This window comes from Fusicatenibacter sp. (genome assembly GCF_050872605.1).
Classification (GTDB): domain Bacteria; phylum Bacillota; class Clostridia; order Lachnospirales; family Lachnospiraceae; genus Fusicatenibacter.
Genome location: NZ_JBNMHD010000040.1, coordinates 1 through 22966, shown reverse-complemented (window position 1 = coordinate 22966; position 22966 = coordinate 1). Strand labels below are relative to the sequence as shown.

The 22966-nt window shown below is 50.3% G+C and carries 16 protein-coding genes; 2 read left to right on the top strand and 14 right to left on the bottom strand.

What is annotated here, in order from left to right:
* The first annotated feature begins 59 nt into the window (after positions 1–59).
* Positions 60–3653 carry an ABC transporter ATP-binding protein/permease gene (locus ACY2VT_RS11570; RefSeq protein ID WP_461879996.1) on the top strand — a complete coding sequence of 1198 codons (3594 nt, stop codon included), beginning with the start codon at positions 60–62 and terminating at the stop codon, positions 3651–3653.
* 95 nt (positions 3654–3748) lie between these two features.
* On the opposite strand, the gene ACY2VT_RS11565 is transcribed toward ACY2VT_RS11570, so the two are convergent.
* The 11 genes from ACY2VT_RS11565 to ACY2VT_RS11515 form a co-directional block, all read right to left on the bottom strand.
* The gene (locus ACY2VT_RS11565; protein ID WP_461879995.1) at positions 3749–5059 is read right to left on the bottom strand and encodes a M18 family aminopeptidase; all 1311 of its coding nucleotides are present in this window, start codon (positions 5057–5059) and stop codon (positions 3749–3751) included.
* Between the two features lie 169 nt (positions 5060–5228).
* Positions 5229–7154, bottom strand: coding sequence for an ABC transporter ATP-binding protein (locus tag ACY2VT_RS11560; protein WP_461879994.1), 1926 nt, complete (start codon positions 7152–7154; stop codon positions 5229–5231).
* Positions 7155–7157: 3 nt separating this feature from the next.
* Positions 7158–8906: an ABC transporter ATP-binding protein gene (locus ACY2VT_RS11555; RefSeq protein ID WP_461879993.1), complete on the bottom strand. Its 1749-nt coding sequence runs from the start codon at positions 8904–8906 to the stop codon at positions 7158–7160.
* Positions 8900–9310, bottom strand: coding sequence for a MarR family winged helix-turn-helix transcriptional regulator (locus ACY2VT_RS11550; protein ID WP_461879992.1), 411 nt, complete (start codon positions 9308–9310; stop codon positions 8900–8902). The genes ACY2VT_RS11555 and ACY2VT_RS11550 overlap by 7 nt, the downstream gene beginning before the upstream one ends.
* Before the next feature lie 285 nt (positions 9311–9595).
* Positions 9596–11383 (bottom strand): cobaltochelatase CobT-related protein, encoded by a 1788-nt coding sequence (locus ACY2VT_RS11545; protein WP_461879991.1) that lies wholly within the window; start codon positions 11381–11383, stop codon positions 9596–9598.
* A gap of 11 nt (positions 11384–11394) precedes the next feature.
* Positions 11395–12306: an AAA family ATPase gene (locus tag ACY2VT_RS11540; RefSeq protein WP_461879990.1), complete on the bottom strand. Its 912-nt coding sequence runs from the start codon at positions 12304–12306 to the stop codon at positions 11395–11397.
* Positions 12307–12490: 184 nt separating this feature from the next.
* Positions 12491–13948, bottom strand: a complete 1458-nt coding sequence (locus tag ACY2VT_RS11535) for a radical SAM protein (protein ID WP_461879989.1) — start codon at positions 13946–13948, stop codon at positions 12491–12493.
* A gap of 230 nt (positions 13949–14178) precedes the next feature.
* The gene (locus ACY2VT_RS11530) at positions 14179–14637 is read right to left on the bottom strand and encodes a cyclase family protein (RefSeq protein ID WP_022463293.1); all 459 of its coding nucleotides are present in this window, start codon (positions 14635–14637) and stop codon (positions 14179–14181) included.
* A gap of 188 nt (positions 14638–14825) precedes the next feature.
* Positions 14826–16160 carry an aspartate--tRNA(Asn) ligase gene (gene aspS, locus ACY2VT_RS11525; protein ID WP_461879988.1) on the bottom strand — a complete coding sequence of 445 codons (1335 nt, stop codon included), beginning with the start codon at positions 16158–16160 and terminating at the stop codon, positions 14826–14828.
* Positions 16161–16548: 388 nt separating this feature from the next.
* Positions 16549–17721, bottom strand: coding sequence for a metallophosphoesterase (locus ACY2VT_RS11520; RefSeq protein ID WP_461879987.1), 1173 nt, complete (start codon positions 17719–17721; stop codon positions 16549–16551).
* A gap of 93 nt (positions 17722–17814) precedes the next feature.
* Positions 17815–18615, bottom strand: a complete 801-nt coding sequence (locus ACY2VT_RS11515; RefSeq protein ID WP_461879986.1) for a PHP-associated domain-containing protein — start codon at positions 18613–18615, stop codon at positions 17815–17817.
* A gap of 288 nt (positions 18616–18903) precedes the next feature.
* Between ACY2VT_RS11515 and ACY2VT_RS11510 the strand changes: the two genes are divergently transcribed.
* Entirely contained in the window at positions 18904–19923 is a 1020-nt protein-coding gene (locus tag ACY2VT_RS11510) for a hypothetical protein (RefSeq protein WP_461879985.1), read from the top strand.
* Positions 19924–19946: 23 nt separating this feature from the next.
* Here ACY2VT_RS11510 and ACY2VT_RS11505 read toward each other — a convergent pair whose 3' ends face one another.
* The 3 genes from ACY2VT_RS11505 to ACY2VT_RS11495 all read right to left on the bottom strand — a co-directional run bounded on the left by ACY2VT_RS11505 (position 19947) and on the right by ACY2VT_RS11495 (position 22893).
* A complete protein-coding gene (locus ACY2VT_RS11505; RefSeq protein WP_461873189.1) occupies positions 19947–20495 on the bottom strand; it encodes a TetR/AcrR family transcriptional regulator C-terminal domain-containing protein in 549 nt (182 codons plus the stop codon).
* A 122-nt stretch (positions 20496–20617) separates the two neighbouring features.
* On the bottom strand, positions 20618–22213 hold the full coding sequence (locus ACY2VT_RS11500; RefSeq protein ID WP_461879984.1) for a HAMP domain-containing sensor histidine kinase: 1596 nt from the start codon (positions 22211–22213) through the stop codon (positions 20618–20620).
* Positions 22210–22893: a response regulator transcription factor gene (locus ACY2VT_RS11495; protein WP_461879983.1), complete on the bottom strand. Its 684-nt coding sequence runs from the start codon at positions 22891–22893 to the stop codon at positions 22210–22212. Before ACY2VT_RS11495 ends, ACY2VT_RS11500 begins: the two co-directional genes overlap by 4 nt.
* Positions 22894–22966: the final 73 nt, after the last annotated feature.

Here is a 22966-nt window from a genome sequence, read left to right as displayed (position 1 = left end):
TTCGTTGTAGAATAAAGGACAACTGTTCACATATTAACCACAGAAGGAGTTACCCTTTCATGCTACAGATTCAGCATATCAAAAAAGAATACCGGACCGGGACGCTGGTACAGAAAGCGCTCGACGATGTGTCCTTAAATTTGCGTGACAACGAGTTTGTCGCTATTTTAGGGCCGAGCGGTTCCGGAAAGACGACGCTTCTGAATATCATCGGCGGCCTCGACCGCTACGACAGCGGCGATCTGATCATCAACGGCATTTCCACGAAAAAATATAAAGACCGCGACTGGGATTCCTACCGGAACCACACGATCGGCTTTGTCTTCCAGAGCTACAACCTGATCCCGCACCAGACCGTCCTTGCAAACGTAGAGCTGGCGCTTACCATTTCCGGTGTTTCCAAAGAGGTGCGGCGCAAAAAAGCAATCGCGGCACTTGAAAAGGTCGGTCTTGGAAAACAGCTCCACAAGCGGCCGAGCCAGATGTCCGGCGGTCAGATGCAGCGTGTCGCCATCGCCCGCGCTCTTGTCAATGACCCGGAAATTCTGCTTGCCGATGAACCGACCGGCGCGCTCGATTCCGACACCAGTATTCAGGTCATGGACCTGCTGCAGGAAGTTGCCAAAGAACGCCTTGTCGTCATGGTCACACACAATCCGGAGCTCGCCGAGCTTTACGCCAACCGCATCGTCACTTTGCGTGACGGTGTGATCTGCTCCGACACAAATCCGTTTGAGCCGGATTCCGAAACCCTGCTTCCTCCCAAACACAAAAATATGGGCAAATCGTCGATGTCCTTTCTGACGGCGCTCTCCTTAAGTTTTAATAACCTGCGCACCAAGAAAGCGCGGACCTTGCTCACCTCGTTTGCCGGCTCGATCGGCATCATCGGCATTGCACTGATTCTGGCACTCTCCTCTGGTGTCAACGAGTATATTCAGAATATGGAAGAGGAAACTCTCTCCGAATATCCGCTTCAGATCCAGAGCACCGGCTTTGACCTCACTTCGATGATGGTCGGCTCACAGAATGCCGGCAAAGATTCAAAAGATTCCGGCAAAAAGAATGAAATCAAAATTCAGGAAGTCGTGACCAACATGTTCTCCACCATGAACTCCAACGATCTCGCTTCCCTGAAAAAGTACCTTGACGGCGGTGCGGACGGCATTTCCGACTACACAAATGCCATCGAATATTCCTACTCCGTCACACCGCAGATCTACCGCGAAGACGGCGATTCCATCCGCCAGGTGCACCCGGACCAGTCGTTCCGCCCGCTCGGCCTTGGCGCAAGCTCCAACAGCATCATGTCATCCATGATGAGCACCAACGTCTTTTACGAGATGCCGGACACCGCTTCCCTGTACGAGAACCAGTACGACTTAAAAGCCGGACACTGGCCGGAAAACTATAACGAATGTGTGCTTGTCCTCACTTCCGACGGCGGAATGAGTGATTTTCTGCTCTACACCCTGGGGCTCCGCGATGCACTCGAGCTGGATGAGATGGTCCGCCAGTTTTTAAATGAAGAAACCGTCGAGACCCCTTCCTCCATCGGCACGTATTCCTACGATGATATCCTCGGCACCACGTTCCGTCTTGTGAACAGCGCCGACTGCTACGAATACGACAGTCAGTATCAGGTCTGGAAAGATAAAAGCGACAACGAAGACTATATGAAAAAGCTCGTTGCCAACGGCGAAAAGCTCACAATCACCGGTATTGTCCAGCCGTCCCCTGACTCTGCCGCCTCTGCCCTGACCGCCGGCATCAATTACCCGGCATCGCTGACCCGCCACGTTGTGGAGGAAGCAAAGAAATCCGAGATTGTGAAACAGCAGATGGCGGACTCCTCCATCGATGTCTTTACGAATCAGGAATTCGGCACCGTGGATCAGAACAGCGGTCTTGATATGGATTCCTTTATCACTGTCGATGAGGACAAGCTGCAGAACGCTTTCCAGTTCGACGATTCCGCACTCTCCGGTGCTTTTTCCGGTGATTCCATGAACCTTGATTTTTCCAGTGCCTTTGCGGACGCCGGAAGCAGCATGGATCTCGCGGGTGCGATTGACCTCAGTCAGATCTCTCTTAATTTCGACGGACTGCCGCAGCTTGATCTTGGCCAGATTTTATCCGGACTTACTCTCAATGTCAGTGAAGACGGCATGCAGGAACTGGCTTCCAGCCTCATGGAGGGCTATCAGAGCTACGCCTCGGAGCACCCGGAGGCGGATTATTCCCATTTACAGGAGGATTTCGTCTCCTACATCAATTCCACGGAAGCACAGGAAATCCTGCGGCGCCACATCCAGACCATCATTGCAGACGGCGGCGGTGTTTCCATTACACAGGAACAGATCCAGGAACTCATTCAGCGGATCTTCAAAGGGTATCAGGCATACCTGATCAAGATGGGCTACACCGATCCGGAACAGTTTGATGCTTATCTTGCGGAGTATCTGCAGACCGAAGAAGCTGTTCAGATCATCAACGACTGGATTTCCGAGGTGATGCAGAACAACGGCAATATCGAAATTACATCCGAACAGCTCACTGCGCTTGCGACGGAGCTTTCGAACGGCTATCTTGCCTATGTGAAAGAAAACGGCCTGCCGGATCCGACGGAAATGGGCCAGCACTTTATCGCCTATCTGAACACGGCGGACGGCCAGCAGCGGCTGAACAGCGGTATCACAAAAATCGTCGATCTCGACGGACTGCAGTCACAGGTTTCTTCTGCGCTCACAAACTACATGGCAGGCGTTATGGGAAGCTACTCCGCTTCTGTCGCCTCGGTTCTGCAGACACAGATCACTTCCGCAATGGAACAGATGATGACGCAGATGGCCTCTGCAATTCAGTCCGAAATGGAGCGCGCCATGACGCAGGTCGGTAATTCTCTGCAGGATTCGATGGGCGATGCCATGAGGATTGACACCGATGCCTTTGCAAGTGCCTTCCAGATGAATATGACTGAGGATGATATGAAGGAGCTCTTCGCTTCTCTTAGTTCTTCCGGCTCTTCCACCTATGAGGGCAATCTGCAGAAACTGGGCTGCGCTGATTTTGACGAACCTTCTTCGATCAGCATTTACCCGAAAAACTTTGAGAGCAAGGAACACGTTGTCTCCATCCTCGACGGCTACAATGACACGATGGAAAAAGAAGGTAAAAACGAGCAGGTAATCTCGTACACCGATGTGGTCGGCACTCTGATGTCCTCCGTCACGGATATCGTCAACATCATCAGCTACGTGCTGATCGCTTTTGTCGGCATTTCCCTTGTGGTTTCCTCGATTATGATCGGTGTTATCACCTATATCAGTGTCCTCGAGCGAAAGAAAGAGATCGGTATCCTGCGCGCGATCGGTGCTTCGAAGCGCAATATTTCGCAGGTATTCAATGCCGAAACCTTCATCATCGGACTCTGTGCAGGACTGATCGGCATCGGGCTCTCGCTGCTTCTGATGATTCCGGGCAATCTTCTGATCCACCATCTGGCGGATACGACGAAGGTCAGTGCTTCTCTTCCGCTCGTCCCGGCGCTTGTTCTGATTGCACTCAGCGTCGTTCTGACCCTGATCGGCGGTCTGATTCCGTCGAAGAAAGCGGCAAAAAGCGATCCGGTTACGGCACTCCGGACAGAATAATCCGATCCTTAAAACCACACTTTGCAAGTACGCAAAAAGCGGCCGGCAGAGGCTTTTCAAAAGTCCCGCCGGCCGCTTTTTTCTATCTTAAACTTTTATTTTTCTTCCATAGAAAATCCATGCTCTGTCCGCACCAGTGTCGTCTCATAGAAGGTCTTTGCGAACTGCACCAGATAAGCAGTATCTTTGGCGCCTGCCGTCTCATACGGGGAATGCATCGCAAGCTGGGCCATTCCGATATCCACGCTTGTCACCGAGACAAGAGAGTTCAGAATTGCGCCGAGCGTGCTTCCGCCCGGAATGTCGGCGTGGTTTGCGAATACCTGGCACGGTACGCCGGCCTTCTCGCAAATCATCTTTGTTACAGCTTCCGAAACAGCATCGGTTGTGTATTTCTGGTTTGCACTCTGTTTGATGACAACGCCGCCGTTCATGTAGACGCGGCTCTTCGGATCGTATTTCTCCGCATGCGCCGGATGGAACGCATGTGCATTATCGGCAGAAACCATAAAGCTTCCCGCAAGATCTCTGTGGTAAGCGATCGTGTCTTTTCCGCACGCTGCGTTGATGTGCTGCAGGGTCTCAGTCAGGAACGACGAATCTGCGCCCTGTTTGGTAAGGCTTCCGACTTCCTCGTTGTCAAAGATTGCGCAGACATTAACCTGACCTGTCGCTTTTGCGGCAAGGAATCCTTTTAAGGAACCGAATGCGCTCTGCAGGTCGTCGAGACGGCCGCTGGACAGAAATTCTTTGCTGGCGCCCCAGATAGAGCCCTCCACGCGGTTGTACAGATAGAGTTCCATCGAGAGGATGTCCTCTTTTGCCGTATCCGGCAGAAACAGCTCATAGAAATGGTCTTTTGCGGTCTCATCGCCGAGGATCGGAAGCATGTCGGTCTGTACGCTGTATTTGATTCCGTTGTTGATGTCGCGGTTCAGATGGATCGGCAGGTTCGGGATCGTCACCAGATCGCGTCCGGCATCGACCAGAACGGATTTTACGCCGTTTCCATCGCGGACCACCATACGGCCTGCCAGGGAAAGCGGACGGTCAAACCACGGAGCGCGGATCATGCCGCCGTAGCCCTCCACGTTCAGGCGGGTGTAATGGCCGTCCGTCACAAACGGATCCTCTCCCTTTACTTTAAAGGTCGGGCAGTCGCTGTGGCTGGCGATGATCTGATAGCTGGAAAATGCGCCCTCCGGGATCTGGAATGCAATCACCGAGGATTCATTTCTCGTCACATAATATTTTCCGCCCGGAACGAGACTCCACTCTTTCGTCTCCTCCAGTTTTTCATAACCATTTTCGTTCAGCAGATCACTGGCCTCTTTTACCACATGAAACGGGCTTTTGCACCGCATGATAAAGTCAAGCAGTTCCTGCGCTGTATCTAAGTATTCCATAACTTTTCTCCTTTGTATGATTTCAAAAACCTCTTCTATTCTATAAAATCCAGCCGCCTTTTTCAAGTCCCAAAAGCTGCCGGAAAGTCAGTCCAGAAAACCAACAGAAGATCCCGCACAGCAGAAAACAAAAATCTGCCGTGCGGGATCTTCCATATCTCTTTTTCTGTTAAGCCGAAACCTGATTTCCGGTATACAGCTGGTAATACTTTCCTTTCTGCTCCATCAGCTGATCGTGGGTACCGCGCTCAATAATGCGTCCCTGCTCAAGAACCATGATACAATCGGCGTTCCGTACGGTAGACAGACGATGTGCGATAACAAAGGTTGTTCTTCCGCTCATCAGCTTATCCATACCATCCTGAACGATGCGCTCGGTACGGGTATCAATGGAGCTTGTTGCCTCATCAAGAATCAGTACCGGCGGATCCGCAATGGCTGCACGCGCAATCGCAAGAAGCTGTCTCTGACCCTGGGACAGATTTGCACCATCTCCGGTCAGCATCGTGTCATAGCCCTGCGGCAGACGCATAATGAATCCGTGCGCATTTGCCAGTTTTGCCGCTGCTACAACCTCATTCTCCGTTGCATCAAGCTTTCCGAAAGCAATATTTTCTCTTACCGTTCCGGTAAACAGATGTGTATCCTGCAGAACAATGCCAAGTGATCTTCTCAGGTCATCTTTTTTGATCTTTCCAATGTTGATTTCATCGTAACGGATCTTACCTTTCTGAATGTCATAGAAGCGGTTGATCAGATTGGTAATGGTTGTCTTTCCGGCTCCGGTAGAACCGACAAATGCGATCTTCTGACCCGGCTCTGCAAACAGTGATACATCGTGCAGAACGATTTTATCCGGGTTGTATCCAAAATCAACGTGTTCGAATACCACACGGCCCTGCAGTTCACGGTAATCCACGGAACCGTCTGCCTGATGCGTATGTTTCCATGCCCATTTTCCGGTACGCTCTTTCGTCTCGGTAAGTTTTCCATTTTCTTCCTTCGCATTGACAAGCGCTACATACCCTTCGTCCAGCTCCGGCTCTTCATCCATCAGGCGGAAAATACGTTCCGCTCCTGCAAGTGCCATAACGATTGCGTTCAGCTGCTGGCTGACCTGGTTGATCGGCATGTTAAAACTCTTGTTGAAGGTCAGAAAGCTTGCCAGACCACCGAGCGTAAAGCCACCGACACTGCCAAGGGCAAGTGCACCGCCGACAATCGCACAGACAACATAGCTCATATTTCCAAGCTGTGCATTGATCGGTCCGATCACATTTGCAAACGCATTGGCATTATAAGCACTCTCATACAGATTGTTATTAATTTCTTTGAACTTTTCGATATTCTCCTCTTCATGACAGAATACCTTGACAACCTTCTGGCCATCCATCATCTCTTCGATAAAGCCATTGACTTTACCAAGATCCCTCTGCTGTTTTACAAAGAAATTTCCGGAGAAACCGGCCACCTTTTTTGTCACGCCCAGCATAATCGATACCATAACCAGCGTTGTAATCGTCAGCGGGATATTCAGAATCAGCATACTGACAAAGACACTGACAATCGTGATTGCGCTGTTGATGATCTGTGGGATACTCTGACTGATCATCTGACGCAGGGTATCAATATCATTTGTGTAAATCGACATAATATCGCCGTGCGCATGCGTATCAAAATATTTGATTGGCAGCTTTTCCATATTGCCGAACAGATCATTTCTCAGATTCCGCAGGGTTCCCTGGGATACATAGATCATGGTACGATTCTGAACGAACGCAGCCACAATACCGATTCCGTAAAATCCGGCCACCCGCAAAATTGCGTGGAGCAGCGGGCCAAAATCCGGATCCGGCTGGGTCAGCATCGGCGTGATATAGCCGTCAATCAGCGTTTTCATAAACATCGTTCCCTGTACGTTTGCCAGGACGTTGACAAAAATCGCAATAACAACAGCGATGCAATGTACGGTATAATCCTTTAATACATATTTCATAATTCTGGTAAAGATCTTCATCGGATTCTTGACCTGCGGTTTCACCCCTCTTGGAGGTCTTGCGCCCGGCCCCTTTACCTGCTGTACTCTCTCTGCCATTCCTTACTCACCTCTCTTTTCGTCAAAGTCTCCGCCGCCACCGGTCTGAGACTCATATACTTCCCGGTAAATTTCATTGGTTTTCAGTAATTCCTCATGGCTTCCAAAACCATTTACTTTTCCGTTCTCCATGACAATGATACGGTCTGCATCCTGCACACTGGAAATACGCTGTGCGATGATCAGTTTTGTCGTCTCCGGAATCTCGGTCAGGAATGCCTTCCGGATTTTTGCGTCGGTTGCGGTATCGACAGCACTTGTACTGTCATCCAGAATCAGCACCTTTGGCTTTTTCAGCAGTGCTCTTGCGATACAGAGGCGCTGTTTCTGGCCGCCGGATACGTTGGATCCACCCTGCTCGATATAGGTGTTGTAGCCCTCCGGCATCCGGTCGATAAATTCATCGGCGCAGGCAAGGCGGCAGGCACGCTTACACTCTTCTTCCGAAGCATTTTTATCACCCCAGCGAAGATTGTCGAGAATAGTACCGGAAAACAGCACATTTTTCTGTAAAACAACGGCTACTTCATTTCGCAGCGTTTCCATATCGTAGGAACGGACATCCTTTCCGCCAACCTGAATGGATCCGTCTGTTACGTCGTACAGACGGCTGATCAGATTGACAAGACTTGTCTTCGCACTTCCGGTTCCGCCAATAATACCGATCGTCTCACCGGATCGGATCGAAAGATTGATATCTGAAAGAACCGGCTCGCCTGCTCCTTTTTTGTAGTTGAAATAGACATGGTCGAAGGTAATGCTTCCATCCGGGATCGAAAAGTCCGGATTTTCCGGATTATCGAGATCGCTCTTCTCATTCAGAACTTCTGAAATACGGCGTGCACTTGCAAGGCTCATCGTGATCATAACGAATACCATGGAAAGCATCATGAGGCTCATCAGAATGTTCATGCAGTAGGTCAGAAGGCTCATCAGCTCTCCGGTCGAAAGGCTGCTTCCGACAATCATTTTAGCGCCGAGCCAGCTGATCAGAAGAATACAGCTGTAGACAGTCAGCTGCATCAGCGGTGCATTAAAAGAAAGGTTTTCCTCTGCTTTACAGAAAATTTTGTAAATATTTTCAGACGCTTTGTGGAATTTCCCTGTCTCATAGTCTTCGCGCACATACGCTTTTACCACACGGATTGCGGATACGTTTTCCTGCACGCTCGCATTTAATTCATCATATTTCGGAAATGCCTGCTCAAAATATTTGGTTGCAGACCGCATGATCAGAAACAGACACGTTCCAAGAAGAATAACAGCCACCAGATAAATGCTCGCAAGGCGTGCATTGATGTAAAACGACATAATCATCGCAATAACCATGCTCGCCGGTGCACGCATGCACATACGAAGGATCATCTGATATGCATTCTGCAGGTTCGTCACATCTGTGGTCAGACGGGTGACAAGACCTGCTGTGCTGAATTTGTCAATATTGGAAAAAGAATATTCCTGGATATTTTCAAACATGGCCTGACGCAGATTTTTTGCAAATCCGGCAGACGCCTTTGCTCCATATTTTCCGCCCATAATACCGGCAAACAGACCGATAGCTGCTGCCACTACCATGAATGCCCCCACCACGTAGATGTGATGGAGATCTCCTTTTTCTACACCGTCATCGATAATGGACGCCATCATAAGAGGAATGATCATCTCCATGATAACCTCCAGAATCATGAAAATCGGAGTGGCAATGGAGGCTTTTTTAAACTCTTTTACCTGTGCTCCAAGTGTTTTTAACATGATGTCTCTCCTAACATATTTTTTACGTTGTTCTTGACCTGATCGATGACACGGTAGAAAGTATCAAGATCTTCTTTTGAAATTCCCTCAACCGTCTGTGCTTCCAGAATATCAATCATATCTTTCGTCTTCTCGTGAAGCTCTCTTCCGGTATCGGTCAGCACCAGTTTTTTCAGACGCGCGTCATAGGGAACGGACTCCCGTTTGATGTAGCCCTTTTTCTCCATGAGCTTTAAAATGTTGGTCACGGTAGACCGGCAGATCTTAAATTCCGCTTCAATATCCTTCTGGAAAATATCTTTGTACTCGTTCCGACACAGATAGCCCAAAATCCACCCGTGCATGGCCGTCAGTTCATCGACGCCCCGCTCTCTGGCAGCTGCCATCAGATTCCGTGAAAACATATTGTCCAATGTTCGCAGTTCGTGACCTATTTTTCTTTTTTTACAACACACGCTGCTTTTTTCCTCCTTTCCCCTTTGCTGCCGTCCCCATCTGTTCGTTATAAAACTATTTGGATAGGGACTGTTCCATAAGCAACTGTTCTATAGATGACTGTTTCATATTAAACAGTTCGCTATGGAACATTCTAAGAGGTTTTGCGGGAAATGTCAACCTGTTTGCTTAAAAATTTCGAAAAAATACTCCGGGCGGAAGTTTTTCCCCTCCGCCCGGAGCGTTTTGCTCTTTTACTCTTCGATTTTTCTTCTTAAATAGCTTCCCACCATATGGGAAAAGTTGCGGATATCGCGCGCATACGCGAAATCCTTGCCAAAAATCTTCTGCTCCGCCATAAGCTCCGTCTCCTCACCTACAAAGACCCCAAGCACCGAGACACCCTGCTGCCTGAGGCGCCGCACCTCGGTTGCCGTGTCGTGCAGCGCATAATCATCCCGGTACGGCTTTGGATTTCTCGCATTCGGCCGGTTCACCAGCACATCGTACGGCTTTCCGTCGCTTAAGAGGATCAGCAGCTTCCGGTCCTCCTGGCGTTTTAAAAGATCCATCCCCGCCGCCTTGACGGCAAGCCCGTCGCGGTTGTTTGAGGATGTGATATACTCAAAAATATTGCTGTTCATCTCCCGCGGATCGTCGTAATCGCGCATCCGGTGCAGGATCGTGTAATCCCAGAACGTACAGAAGCTCATCACGCGGAACGGGATGTGCAGGCGGCTTAAGGTCTCCGCCAGAATGTACGTCTGCAGTGTCACATTCTCCTGGCGCGGCCGCTGGGAACCGCTCGCATCTACGAGAATATCCACGACAAAATCCAGGGAATTCTGCCGCTGCTCCAGTCGGAACAGATCTGCATTCTGGCTCCGTCCCACCTTCCACATCCGCGCCGGCTGCAAAATTCCGTGGTCTGCATCCGCAAACGACTGGTCCTCCTGCAGCAGCATCGCTTTTTTCAGTTCCTGATACAGCAGCGAAATATTCTGTCGCACCGCGCGGTGCTGGTCGTAATAGGCATGGAGGTTTTTATCCTTCTGCTTCTGCGCATAGGAGAGCTGATAATACTTTCCGACCGGATTCTTCAGCACACCCTCCGTGTAATAGAGGCTGCAGTCGCTGTGGATGCCGCGGCAGAGCTGGTAATTCCGGCTTTTCTCCTCACTTTCCGAGAGCCACGTTTTTCCGTAATTGCGCTGAATGTACTGATACATCCGCGCCAGCGCTTTCTCATCGACGACAACGACCTTTTTGGTGTCGTTTCCCGCTGTTTTTTCTTTCTTCTCTTCCGCTTCTTTTGACGTGAAATTTGTCATATCAAGTGAAACGCGCTCCAGATACGTCTCAAGCCCGTCCTCGTACAGCTCCTCCGAAAGAAAATCCTTCCAGGAATACTCGGTGAGCTCCTCTATTGTTACCGCAAGAACCGAGGCAAGATCGCCGTGCTTTTTCACAAATGTGGGATCGACAACTTTATTGTACAGCTCGTCCGTCACGCGGATCAGTTCCATCGTATCCGCTGTTTCGGATGCGTGCTTCAGCAGCTCCATCCACTCCCGCGTTTTTCCCGAGTATGAAGGACTTTTCCCTTCGTCCTCCTCTCTTCTTCCGCGCAGATACTCCAGTTTCAGGCGGCCTGTCTCATTTCTGGATAGCGATTCAAACGAGTGGTCCAGTATTTCTTCCGCCGCTCTCCTTCGAAAGCCCTTCACACCGGGCCGCTCGCTTTCGAGCCGCTTCGAGACCGCCTCCTCTGTCACCAGCTGGGCGAGCATCATCAGTTCTCCCTCCGCTGCGCCGCTGTAGACTTTCTTCACCAGATACAGGCTGTAGGCTTCCCGGTCAAAGTAGCACGAAAAGGCGCCCTGGCGGATCGTGTCGTACAGCACCGTATCCGGCTCTTTCACATACCGCTCCACATCCGGGTTCAGCTTCAGCGTATAGTCGCCGCTGACGGTCCAGACAAGATTTCGGATCCGGCTTTCCAGCTCCATCTCATGCGTTTTTAATGTTTCCTCTGTCACCATATATATTTCCTCTAAAAGACATCCTGCGGCGTCCACTCTTCCGGAATCCGGGTGCGCACAACATCCCGCACAATCTCTTTTTCAAACAGGTCAAAGCATTTATTGACAATGCCGATCTGTACCGCAAGATACGGGGACAGCCCCTGGCGCATCGTGCCGATCGCTCCGAACAGGCCGCGGAGGTCGAGTGCGCGCGTGGTGATTTCCGCCTGTTTTGCCTTTTTCTGCAGATCGAGGTAAAGACCGGTCAGCGCATCGCGTGCCGATGGTTTCAGATCCGGGTATTTCGACTGCATCAGATAAAACAGGGTCTCTTCTGTAAGCGGTGGCATGTCAATCACCAGAAAGCGGGACACCAGCGCTTCATTCAGTTCCCTCGTTCCCGCATAGCCGTAATTCATCGTTCCGATCATCCGCGCCGCCGGGTGAAGCGGAATTTTATCGTAGCCCGACACATCGATGATACGGCGGTAGTCGAGCGCCGCGTGAAGAACACTGACCGCATCGTTTTTCGCCATGTTGATCTCATCGAGAATGCCGAAGCCGCCTTCCTCGGCACAGCGGTAAATGCTGCCCTTCCGGAGTGTGACCTCCTGGTTCTGGAACGTATCGGTTCCGATCAGCTCGGCGCTTCCCGTATTTACATGGAAAGAAACGTTATACGTCGGTCTTCCGAAAACATACGCCAGTGTCTCCGCCAGCACGTTTTTTCCCGTCGCTTTCTCGCCGGTCAGCAGCAGATTTTCGCCCTGCAGCAGCGCAGCAATTGCCATTTCCAGAATCTCTTTTCCGAAAAACGGGATCTCCGGCGTGCTCATGCGGTTCTCTAAGCCCTCCGCCACCGGATAGCTCTCGCGGAATTTCCGCACACTCTCAATTAACGCCCCGCTCACGCCCTGTTCCTGTAAAAATGAATCGTTCATCTTCTATTTTTTATCCTCTCTGGTGTTAAAATATCGCTTTGCTTCTCTATAGTATACGGGATCCGGCCGCTTTCTGCAAGATCGGACTTTGGCTCACTGCCCGCACAAAAAGACACCGGAAAACAGGTTTTCGTCCCATTTTCCGGTGTTTTGCTTCTATTTTATCTTCGATTCATCGATCGCATTATCCGCGGATTCCGGAAAGAATCTCCTCTGTGGAAGCTTTTGCCTCCTCGTCCAGGTTCTCTTTCTTATAGTTCTCATATCTCTGTTTGTGATGCGGATTCTCTGCCCACAGCTCGTCTGCGGCTTTTTTCCACTCAGCAGCATACAGATCACATTTTCCGCACAGATGCTCTGCGCTCTCCGGAGACTGCAGGTCGGTTGACTTCGCGCCGGTCTTCTCTACCATCTCACGCAGCAGTTCCGGATTTTCGAGCATCGGACATGGACGCAGGTGGTTGCGGTTGAACGGCTGTCCATCGCGGTATGCCTGGAACAACGGCTGCTGCAGTGCTTCGAGCAGGGAAACCTCGTTGATGTTTGCGCCGGAGTAATGGATGAAAACACACGGCTCCACATCGCCGTTTGCATTGATATGGCAGTAGTTTCTTCCTCCTGCGATACAGCCTCCGACGAACTCGCCGTCATTCTGGAAGTCCATGACGAAGATCTGTTTGTCGCTCTTATCAGAACGGATCTCACGCAGTCTGTGATAGATATATTTTCTCTGCTCGACCGTCGGCATCAGTTCCGGTGCAGCGTCCATGCCGACCGGCATGAAGTGGAAATACCAGCTGTAGCGGCATCCGTGCTCGATCAAAAGATCCAGGAACGCGTCACTTGTAACAGTCTCGAGGTTTGCTCTTGTGTAGCAGATGGACGTACCAAAAAGCAGACCGTGTTTTTTCATCAGATCCATGGCTGCCAGAACTTTATCGAAAATACCCTCGCCGCGGCGTCCGTCGTTGACCTCCTCGAAGCCTTCCAGGGACAGGGAGAAGGAGATATTGCCGAGCTTCTGAACCGCCTCACAGAACTCCTCGTCGATCAGGGTTCCATTGGTGAAGCAGTGGAACTCACAGTCATGATGCTCTTCTGCCAGACGCAGGATGTCTTTTTTGCGCACAAGCGGTTCGCCGCCGGTGAACATGTAGAAGTAGGTTCCCAGCTCTTTTCCCTGGCTTACGATGTCGGAAAGTTTCTCATAGGAAAGATTCAGCTTGTGGCCGTATTCTGCTGCCCAGCATCCGGTGCAGTGCAGATTACAGGCACTTGTCGGGTCCATCAGCATCGTCCATGGAATGTTGCAGTTGTATTTTTCACGGTTCAGACGGATCTGTTTTGTTCCGACGAAAGCTGCCTGGAATCCCAGGTTCAAAGCGGTCATTTTGATCACCTGCGGATCCAGCTCGTCCAGTCCGCGGTTGACGTACTGTACCCATTTGTTGTCCGGGTTCTGCAGCATGGTGCGGATGTTGTCGAATGTTTTCTCCTCAAACATATTTCCGGTAAATTTCTGTACGAAATCCGTCAGATTCAGCAGTGCTTTTGTTCTGTCATCTCCGTGGTTCACATATTTTAAAACACCATCGATCGCAGCGCCTGCAGCGGCTCTTTCCACTTTCATTTTTGCATCCATTGTTCACGATCTCCTTTGTAATAGTTTAATATTTTCGCCCGGAATGGATCTGGTTTTGAATACCACATCCTGGCTTTTCCTCATTATATTCTCCATATTTGGAAAATACAACCCAAAGTTCCCTCGTTTTGGACATATCAAAAAAAGTGTCCCACGAGGGAACACTTTTTCCTGTTTTTCTCTTTCTGTTATGTTTCACATTGCATTTTCGGATTCACACAAGGCATTTTCTAATTTTCGATCAGAACCGCGCGGATCGGGCCGCCGTACTGGTGTTTCTTTTTGACTGGAGCAGCCACAAGAAAATAATGACCCGAGGTCACTTTCTCCAGATTCAGATTTTCGACAATCACCGTACCTTTTTTCAGCAGCTGCTGATGAACATCATTTCCTGATGTCTCATTTCCGACGGTTTCCTGCTCCACACCGAGCAGCACCAGTTTTTTCTCTGCCAGATAATCTGCCCCATCGCGTGTAATCTGCGCGTCGCCGCGAATCAGGAGACGTTCACAGTCTTCTTCCATGACCTCCTCGAGCACTTCTCTTGTCACTTTTCCCTCAAGCTCCGCCACCTGACAGATGCCAAGTGACCGGTCGAGCGTCGTCTGCGCCGTTCCTTCCTCCGTCATCAGATGACGCGGCGCGTCCATTGCGGAAAACTGCTCTCCGGAAATGTCATATAATTTCATATTTTCCTATCCTCAAACCGGGAAACTCCCGTCTTTCTTTTTTCCAATATTTGCCGATACTGCCAGATTCTGCCGGCAGCCAAACCTTGTTTAGTATAGCGTATTTTCGGACGCTTTACAAGGCTCATTTCTGCAAAAATCCTTCTATTTTTCCGCTCTTTTGGAACCGCACCGTGATTTTTTCTCTTTTACGGAATCAGACGGTGAATGTCTCTCGGAAACAGCGATGCGTTCCGCACGTTCTCAAATCCGAGAAGCCGTGCCGTGAACCGCTCCAGGCCAAGGCCGAGGCCGCCGTGCGGGGGCATGCCGCAGCGGTGCATCATTAGATAGCTCTCAAACGCTCCCACATGCATGCCGCGGCTTTCGAGCTTTTCCACCTGCTCCCGGTAATTATGGATGCGCTGGCCGCCGGTCGTCACCTCAAGGCCGCGGAACAGAAGGTCAAAGCTTTCCGTCTCTGCCGGATTTTCTCTGCTGTCCATCGCGTAAAACGGGCGCTTGGCGCTTGGATAATGTGTGACAAATACGAAATCACTGCCCGTCGTTTTTTTCACGTATTCGCACAGCAGTTTTTCCTCCTCCGGTTCAAAGTCCAGTTTCTCCGAAAAGGCTCTTTTGTATACGCGGCTCACCAGCTCTTTCGCCTCGGAAAAACGGATTCTCGGAATCTCCGTGATCACCGGCACCTCTGCTTTTAAAAGCGAAAGCTCCGCTCCGCATGTCTCCTGCAGCCGTGCAAACGTGTACCGCAGCATCTCCTGTTCCATCGCCATGATGTCCTCGAAGTTCTCGATATAGCCCATCTCAAAGTCCACGCTTGTATATTCGTTCAGATGACGCGCCGTGTCGTGTTTCTCCGCCCGGAAGACCGGTGCGATCTCGTAGACACGCTCGAAGACGCCGACCATCATCTGCTTGTAAAACTGCGGGCTCTGCGCCAGATATGCCTGTTCGCCGAAATACGACAGGGAGAAGATATTAGCTCCGTCCTCGGCTCCTGCCGCTGCGATTTTTGGCGTATGGATTTCGGTGAAGTGATGGCTGTCCAGAAATTCGCGGAATGCCTGGCAGATCTTTGCCTGGATCTGGAAAATCGCGCGCTCTTTTTCGTTGCGCAGCGTAATCGGGCGATAGTCCAGCAGGTTCTCAATCGAAGTATTGACCCGCTTCTGATTGATGACAACCGGCGGTACTTCTTCCGGCTCGGAGAGGATTTCCGCCTCTAAAAGATGCAGGTCATACCCGCTTCTGGACCGCTCCTCGCGGATCACCTCTGCCGTGAAGCGGACACACATTTCCTCCTTCAGTTCTTCCAGTGTAAAGCGGGAATACGCCGGTTCGTACACGCACTGTACGATCTGCCGTTTCGTTCGAAGCAGCACAAATGCAAATGTGCTCATTTTCCGGATTTTGTAAATGCTTCCATGCAGCCGCACGATTTCGCCGATGTGTGCTCCTAACTGCTCTGCTTCGAGTTCCTCTGTTTTTCTTACTTTTACGGTATTCATTTCTGTCTTCATAGTCTTTTCTGCCTTTCTGTTCTGATTTTATTTATCGCCGCAAAATCAGCGGAAAATCCATATGGACATAATCTGTATGTCCCATGCGATCACAACCCTTCTCTGATGTAAATTTCAAGTCATTCCCGCATGGATAAAAAACGGCAAAGAAAAACCACACGGGGTATTTCTTTTTTTCTCCCAGTGTGGTTTCCCTTTGCCTTATCTTCCACACAGGTACAACACGAAGAGCGCCTGTACCTGTGAAGTATAGTAGTCTTCACTTTGATACAAGCGCTATCAATCGTCGTCCCTGTGCATCTGTACGCTGTGCATCTCGTTCATCGTTGATAACCTCTGTTTCGTAGTTTTGTTGTATTATAGTTCTGCGTTCCGGTTTTGTCAACCCTTATTTTCCGTAATCAATGATCACCACTTCCGCTTTCGTCCCGATCCGCATCGGCGGTCCCCATAGGCCCACGCCGGATGTGACGATGCTGTACATGTCTCCGACTTTCTTCATCCCGCAGGCATTCTCCCACATCAGTCCGGTGAGAATATTGCCCGGAAAGAGCTGTCCGTCATGCGTATGACCGCCAAGGTCAAGGTCTGCGCCTGCCTCTGCCAGCTCGGTCAGCTCCGACGGCTGGTGGTCGATCACAAAAATCGGCAGCGACTGGTCCAGTCCGGCAAGCAGCTCGGACGGCGTGTCGCGTGTCTCCTGTGTTTTGCGGATCCGGTCGGGATCTTTTCGGCCCGCCAGATAAAAGGCATCATCGATACAGATCACATCATCCTCCAGCAGGTGAATCTTCGCGCGGTCCAGAAACTCACCGAACCGGCGGTCGGCGATGCGCTCCTCCTTCGTCTCAAACGTAAAGCCCGCGAGAATCTTCTCATCGAGATCGTGGTTGCCGTAGCAGGCATATGTACCGTATTGGCTCTTTAAGCCCGCCAGAAGATCCGCCACGCGGTCCGGCTCATAGATGGCATCGTACTCATTATCGAAAATATCCCCGGCGATCACCACGAGATCCGGCTCCTCAGTGTTGATTCTTTCCACCATCTCTTCCATCTGATGACTGCCGATGCTGTATCCCAGATGCAGATCTGCGACGAGCGCAATTTTCAGATGGGCATCCTTTTTGCCCGGGACCTCATATCGTGTCGTGTAAATATGGCCCGCATGCACCATTCCGTGGATGCACATTCCCGTCACAAAAAGGATCGCTCCAAGGCCGACCGCTTTTAGTCCCATCGGGGAATAGAGCCACGTTTTCGCCAGTGCCGTATGGGCGAAAATGAAACGAAGCAGCACCAGAATCGCGGTGAATCCCAGAAAATACAGGTACATGCCGAGCCAGCAGTTGCTGATCACTTTTAAAATCCGGTGAACGGGATCTCTTTTGATCAGAAAGCTCGTCAGCAGGGAAAGTGCGAAAAATGCATACAGCACCAAAATGACACCCAGCACGGCAGGATGGCGGAACAGAGGATGCACCTCTTTCATCCACCGCAGCAGCCAGTAGGCAGTAAATACATTTGCCAGTATGTAGACCGGCGCAAGAAATATTGCAAGCATACGTATGTTTCCTCTCTTTTTCGATTCAAATACAGGGCAGGAAAAAGCGTGCCGAACGAAACGTTTCCGGCACGCTTTTTTGCCAGGCATTCATCAGAGTTTTTTCTCTATGATATCAAACAGCTCACGTCTCCGCTTCCGCCAGCGCCAGCCATTCGCAAATTTGTTATAGAAATAGAACGAATCCACAAGCACCATGTTCAGGCGGCCGATCCGGTCTTTCGTCGTTCCGTTGTAATGCTCGCCGCCGCACTCAATCTGCGGACACGTTTTCACGTAGGCAATCAGATCATCCTCACTTCTGATGGTATCCGGCAGCTCGGTGTACGCTTTTCCGATGCAGTCCAGCCGGTGCGCATCGCTTCCGCCAAAACCAGGCTTATTGAATTTTTCCGCCAGCCGTTTCGCTTTTGCATTCGTCTCCGCGCTCTCGCACGCATTGAAAATCTCGACGAAATCGAACTGTGGAAGAAGGCGGGCAATCCGCTGCTGATATTTTTTCTTCCGTTCATTCGTGCTGATCATACTCATAAATTTTTCGCCGTACGGATGCGCCGGTCCTAAAATTCCGCCGTACGCATGGACGATCTTGATAAGGATCGATCCCGGCAGGCCGCGCAGCTCCAGAATTTTTAATTTTACGCCAAACGGCATAATCACAAGAATGTGGCCGCAGTCGCACGTATCGTACTCAACACCTTTTAATACCACAAAATCCTGGTGTGCTCTTCCCTTGATGGCATTCTTCCACTCGCGGTATCCGTCATAGGAATCGTGGTCGGATACCAGCATTCCTCCAAATCCTTTTCGTTTCAGGGTTCGGATGTACTCTTCAATCATGACCTTTCCATCCATCGAACCTTCTTTTGTATGGCAGTGCATATCAAATTTCATGCAATACGCCTCCTTTTATCTTCCATCTCCAAAAACCATTTCGTTTTTCCGGAATCATTTCGGAATGGCTCCGCCTTATTTCTCTTTTTGCTGCGGAACCGACAGTTTGTACTATCTAACCCTATTTTACCACTTTTTCCACAAAAGAAAAAGAAAATTCTTCTGACGATCTGGTAAAATTTCCTTAAGAAAATGTGTTTTAGACAAATCCTGTTCTTTGTCCCTGTTGGAACCGCATTCTTTTTGTTATGATAAAATCATCGATGAATGGATTACGGAGGATTTTTTATGAACTCACAGGATATTACCCGCGCAATCATTGACACAACCGTTGCACGCGCGATGGCGGAAATGGACGCGGACCCCAAAAGGAGTGTCCGAAAGCTCTGCGACCTCGGCCGCCAGTTTTCCCGCGGCCGCTTTCAGAACCAGATTTTTGCAATTTTCCAGGATCTGCTGCGCAACGATGAAAGTCCCTATTATCAGGCGATTGATTATCTGCTGCGCAACAACGACCCAAAAGCCCTTCGCCAGTTCGGTATCAACCTCGGCTACAACAGTTTTACTTACGGCGCACAGATCCTGCGCCAGAAACAGAAAGAGCTTTTCTTTGCCATTCCGTGGATGGTACAGCTCCGTCTCGACAGCCGCATCCCGGGGACGTATGGTCCCTCATTTTTTGCTTCTGTCATTGAAACCGGACTGCAGTACGGCATTTACGCCTATCAGCTCCGCTCCCTCGACCATCACGAACAGATGGAGGAATATCTTGCCATCATAAAGCAGCATCCTGCGTGTGCCTTTCTCTGGTTTCTCTCCGATGCACCGCTGACCGGAAAACAGATGGAACTTTTTTCTTCCTGCCCGAATCTGATGGTCTCCCTGCCGCTTGAGGCTGCTTCCACTGCACAGACATCCGAAACGCTGCGGCGCCAGAAAACACTGTTCGGCATGCATAAAGTCTATCATGCATCCGACGTTACCCCGGACAATGCTGTTCTGGCGCAAATCTACCGACAGATGGCACAGAGTGTATTTTTCTTTCTTCTTGCGGACGATTCCTGTCCGCCGGAAAAGATTCTTGCCGCATCTGATTTTGTCCAGCAGTACCGTTTCACACCGACACAGCCTGTTTTTCCGCTGGAAGTGCAGGAGGATACCCGGAAGATTGAGCAGATCATTACGGCAAGCCCCGCTTTTCTCGAACTTCTGCCGGACCGCACCGCCCGCACATCGGATGCACCGCTCGCCTCCTTTGCGGAGCTTTCTCTGAAAAATATTTTTTACCGCGAGCTTCTTTCGGAATAAAAGAATTCCCGCAAAGCAGAACCTTATGTTCCAGGTTCCACTTTGCGGGAAATTTTTTCTGCTGCGCTGTACAGAACCTCTTTCAGTTCGCCGATAAACACCTCCGGTGCAAGATCGCTTTCCATTGAAAACCAGCGCAGAACCGCCGTCAGGAACGCATCACAGAAAAACGTTACAAACAGTTCCTGATCCTGTACCTGAAACAGATCTTTGACAAAAAAGCCGACCACCGGTTCCAGCATTTCATAAAAGTAATCGCGGAAGCTGTTCTGTCCTTCAATTTTCAGTGCTCCCCGATAAAATGCCCTGTCCTGGTAAAAAATATTGCAGATCGCGACCAGCAGATCCCATTCGTTCTCGAAACTTTTTCCTCCGACATTCGTCAGAAAGTCCACGTAAAAAATCCAGTTGACAAGATCGTATTTGTCCTTGAAATGGTAATAAAAACTTTTCCGATTGAGTCCGCATTCATCGCAGAGATCGGAAATGCTGATTTTGGCAAACGGCTTGCGCGCCATCAGCTTTTTCATTGCTTCTGCCAGATCACTCTTTGTACTGTTGGAATCTGCCATCTCTTTTCTCCCTCTCTTTTTCGACCGTTTGTGCTACTATTCTACACCATCTTTTTCCATTACGCAAGAAAAGCGTACCAGAAAAGGAGCCATTTTTTCTTTTCCGGTACGCTTTTTTGTAATTATTTTGTTTCTTCTTCTTTTTTTCCATCTGCTTCCAATGTGAACCAGAATGCCACGCCGTTGTCGTAGTTCTGGCAGCCGCACTGCTGCTGGAAGGAATCCATGATAGCTTTTACGATGGAAAGTCCGATGCCGCTTCCGCCGTACTCTCTTGTTCTCGCCTTGTCCACTTTAAAGAATTTGACCCAGACTTTGTCGAGGTCCTCCTCCGGGATCGGGTCGCCCGTGTTGAAGACGGTTGTTTTTACGATGTTTCCTTCTTTTTTGCAGGTAATCTCAATCGTATGGTCATAATCCAGATGGTTGAGTGCGTTGGTCAGATAGTTGGTGATGACCTCCTCCACTTTGAACTCGTCGCCCCAGACGTAGAGCGGTTCATCGCAGGCGAAGAGTACCTTTGCCTCTTTCTGGCGGATCAGGATGTCGGAGGACTGCAGTACGCCTTTGATGACAGCGTTCAGGTCGAACCGCTCCATATTAACCTGATCTTCGCCGAATTCCAGCTGATTCAGGTTCAGGAGTTTTTTGACCATCTCGTTCATCTTGGATGCCTCATCGATGATGACGTCGCAGTAGAACTCGCGGCTCTCTTCATCATCGTTGATGTTGTCTTTGAGGCCCTCGGCGTAGCCCTGGATCAGGGCGATCGGGGTTTTCAGTTCATGGGTCACGTTTGAGAGGAACTCACGGCGCATCTCATCGATCTGTGTCTTTTTGTCGATGTCTTTCTGCAGTTCAACGTTGGCGCTTTTCAGTTCGGAAATCGCCTGCTCGAGCTGCTCGGACATCACGTTAAAGTTGTTTCCGAGCTCTCCGATCTCGTCTTTTCCGCCGCTCACGTAGCGGGCATCGAAGTCGAGGGCTGCCATTTTTTTCGATATTTCGGTCAGCTCCTGCACCGGGCGGACAATTTCCCGGGTGATGATCCAAATTACGATCGCACCGATGATGATGATCGGGATGCCGATGAAGATATAAAATTCATTGGAGAGACCGACGGCGTCGGTGATGCTCTCCAGCGGGCATCTTGCAAAGTAGCAGTTTCCATTGTCAAACCAGCCGATAATCTGCAGATACTCGGCATCGGCATGGCTGTCGTAGAATTTCTGGATCTGATAGTTGTCGCCGCTGGCAACGACCTTGGTATTTGCCTGCTCGTTTCCGCTGATCAGGCCGAAGATCAGGGTCTGGAGGCTCTGGCGGTCGGTCGCATTGGAATAGACGAAGCTGCTGAGCTCCGGTCCGGTGATGATGACTTTCAGGTTGTTCGTCGCGCAGAACTGCTCGAAGGTGCCGGGGATATCGTCGCTGTCTCCGCCGGTCTCATTCAGTTTCTGGAAGCTTTCTGCCAGGATGTGTTCTTTATCGCGGATATAAAAGGATCCGAGAAAGAAGTAATTGATCAGACCGATGACGAGCAAGGTGACGGCCATGGTCGCAATGAAGGTGTAGGCGATCCGTTTTTTGACGGAGTGCTTGCGGCCGCGTTTTGGCTTTTTCAGGTGAAAATGGTGTTTTTTTCCGGGCTGCTGTTCCGGTCCGGCTTCTATTGAATTTTCAATTGGATTTTCGATTTGTTTTTCTGCTTCGCTCATTGTCCGTCCGCCTCAAATTTATAACCCATGCCCCAGATGGTCTTGATTAAATCACCTTTATCGCCCATTTTGCTGCGGAGTTTTTTGACGTGGGTGTCGATGGTGCGGGCATCTCCGTAGTAGTCGTAGTTCCAGACGTTGTTCAGGATTTTTTCTCTGGAGAGGGCGATTCCCTGGTTTTCGAGGAAGTAGGTGAGGAGTTCGAATTCTTTGTAGCTTAACTCCATTGGTTTTCCATCGATGGATGCCATGTGGGCAGCTTTGTCGATGCGGATGCCGCCGGCTTCCAGTACGTCGTCTTCTCCGGTTTTGCCGCTGCGGCGCAGGATGGCTTCGACGCGGGCGACGAGGATTTTCGGGGAGAATGGTTTGGAGATGTATTCGTCTACGCCGAGGTCAAAGCCGAGGAGTTCATCGCGTTCTTCGCTTTTGGCGGTGAGCATGATGATCGGGACTTTGGAGTTCTGGCGGATTTCGCGACAGACCTGCCAGCCGTCCATTTTGGGCATCATGACGTCGAGGATGATGAGGGCGATGTCTTTCTGGGCGTAGAAGGTGTCGACGGCTTCTTCTCCGTCTCCGGCTTCCATGACGTCGTAACCGGCTTTTACTAAGAAATCTTTGACGAGTTTGCGCATACGGCTTTCGTCGTCTACTACTAGGATTTTTAATTTGTCCATGGTGTTTGGTCTCCTTTATATTGACGGACAGAAAAAGCCCGGCTGTCCGCTCGCTCGTACTCCGGCATGGCGC

Coding starts and splice junctions, on each gene's coding strand:
- ACY2VT_RS11570 (WP_461879996.1), top strand. CDS start 60: ATGCTACAGATTCAGCATATCAAAAAAGAATACCGGACCGGGACGCTG.
- ACY2VT_RS11565 (WP_461879995.1), bottom strand. CDS start 5,059: ATGGAATACTTAGATACAGCGCAGGAACTGCTTGACTTTATCATGCGG.
- ACY2VT_RS11560 (WP_461879994.1), bottom strand. CDS start 7,154: ATGGCAGAGAGAGTACAGCAGGTAAAGGGGCCGGGCGCAAGACCTCCA.
- ACY2VT_RS11555 (WP_461879993.1), bottom strand. CDS start 8,906: ATGTTAAAAACACTTGGAGCACAGGTAAAAGAGTTTAAAAAAGCCTCC.
- ACY2VT_RS11550 (WP_461879992.1), bottom strand. CDS start 9,310: ATGTTTTCACGGAATCTGATGGCAGCTGCCAGAGAGCGGGGCGTCGAT.
- ACY2VT_RS11545 (WP_461879991.1), bottom strand. CDS start 11,383: ATGGTGACAGAGGAAACATTAAAAACGCATGAGATGGAGCTGGAAAGC.
- ACY2VT_RS11540 (WP_461879990.1), bottom strand. CDS start 12,306: ATGAACGATTCATTTTTACAGGAACAGGGCGTGAGCGGGGCGTTAATT.
- ACY2VT_RS11535 (WP_461879989.1), bottom strand. CDS start 13,948: ATGGATGCAAAAATGAAAGTGGAAAGAGCCGCTGCAGGCGCTGCGATC.
- ACY2VT_RS11530 (WP_022463293.1), bottom strand. CDS start 14,637: ATGAAATTATATGACATTTCCGGAGAGCAGTTTTCCGCAATGGACGCG.
- aspS (WP_461879988.1), bottom strand. CDS start 16,160: ATGAAGACAGAAATGAATACCGTAAAAGTAAGAAAAACAGAGGAACTC.
- ACY2VT_RS11520 (WP_461879987.1), bottom strand. CDS start 17,721: ATGCTTGCAATATTTCTTGCGCCGGTCTACATACTGGCAAATGTATTT.
- ACY2VT_RS11515 (WP_461879986.1), bottom strand. CDS start 18,615: ATGAAATTTGATATGCACTGCCATACAAAAGAAGGTTCGATGGATGGA.
- ACY2VT_RS11510 (WP_461879985.1), top strand. CDS start 18,904: ATGAACTCACAGGATATTACCCGCGCAATCATTGACACAACCGTTGCA.
- ACY2VT_RS11505 (WP_461873189.1), bottom strand. CDS start 20,495: ATGGCAGATTCCAACAGTACAAAGAGTGATCTGGCAGAAGCAATGAAA.
- ACY2VT_RS11500 (WP_461879984.1), bottom strand. CDS start 22,213: ATGAGCGAAGCAGAAAAACAAATCGAAAATCCAATTGAAAATTCAATA.
- ACY2VT_RS11495 (WP_461879983.1), bottom strand. CDS start 22,893: ATGGACAAATTAAAAATCCTAGTAGTAGACGACGAAAGCCGTATGCGC.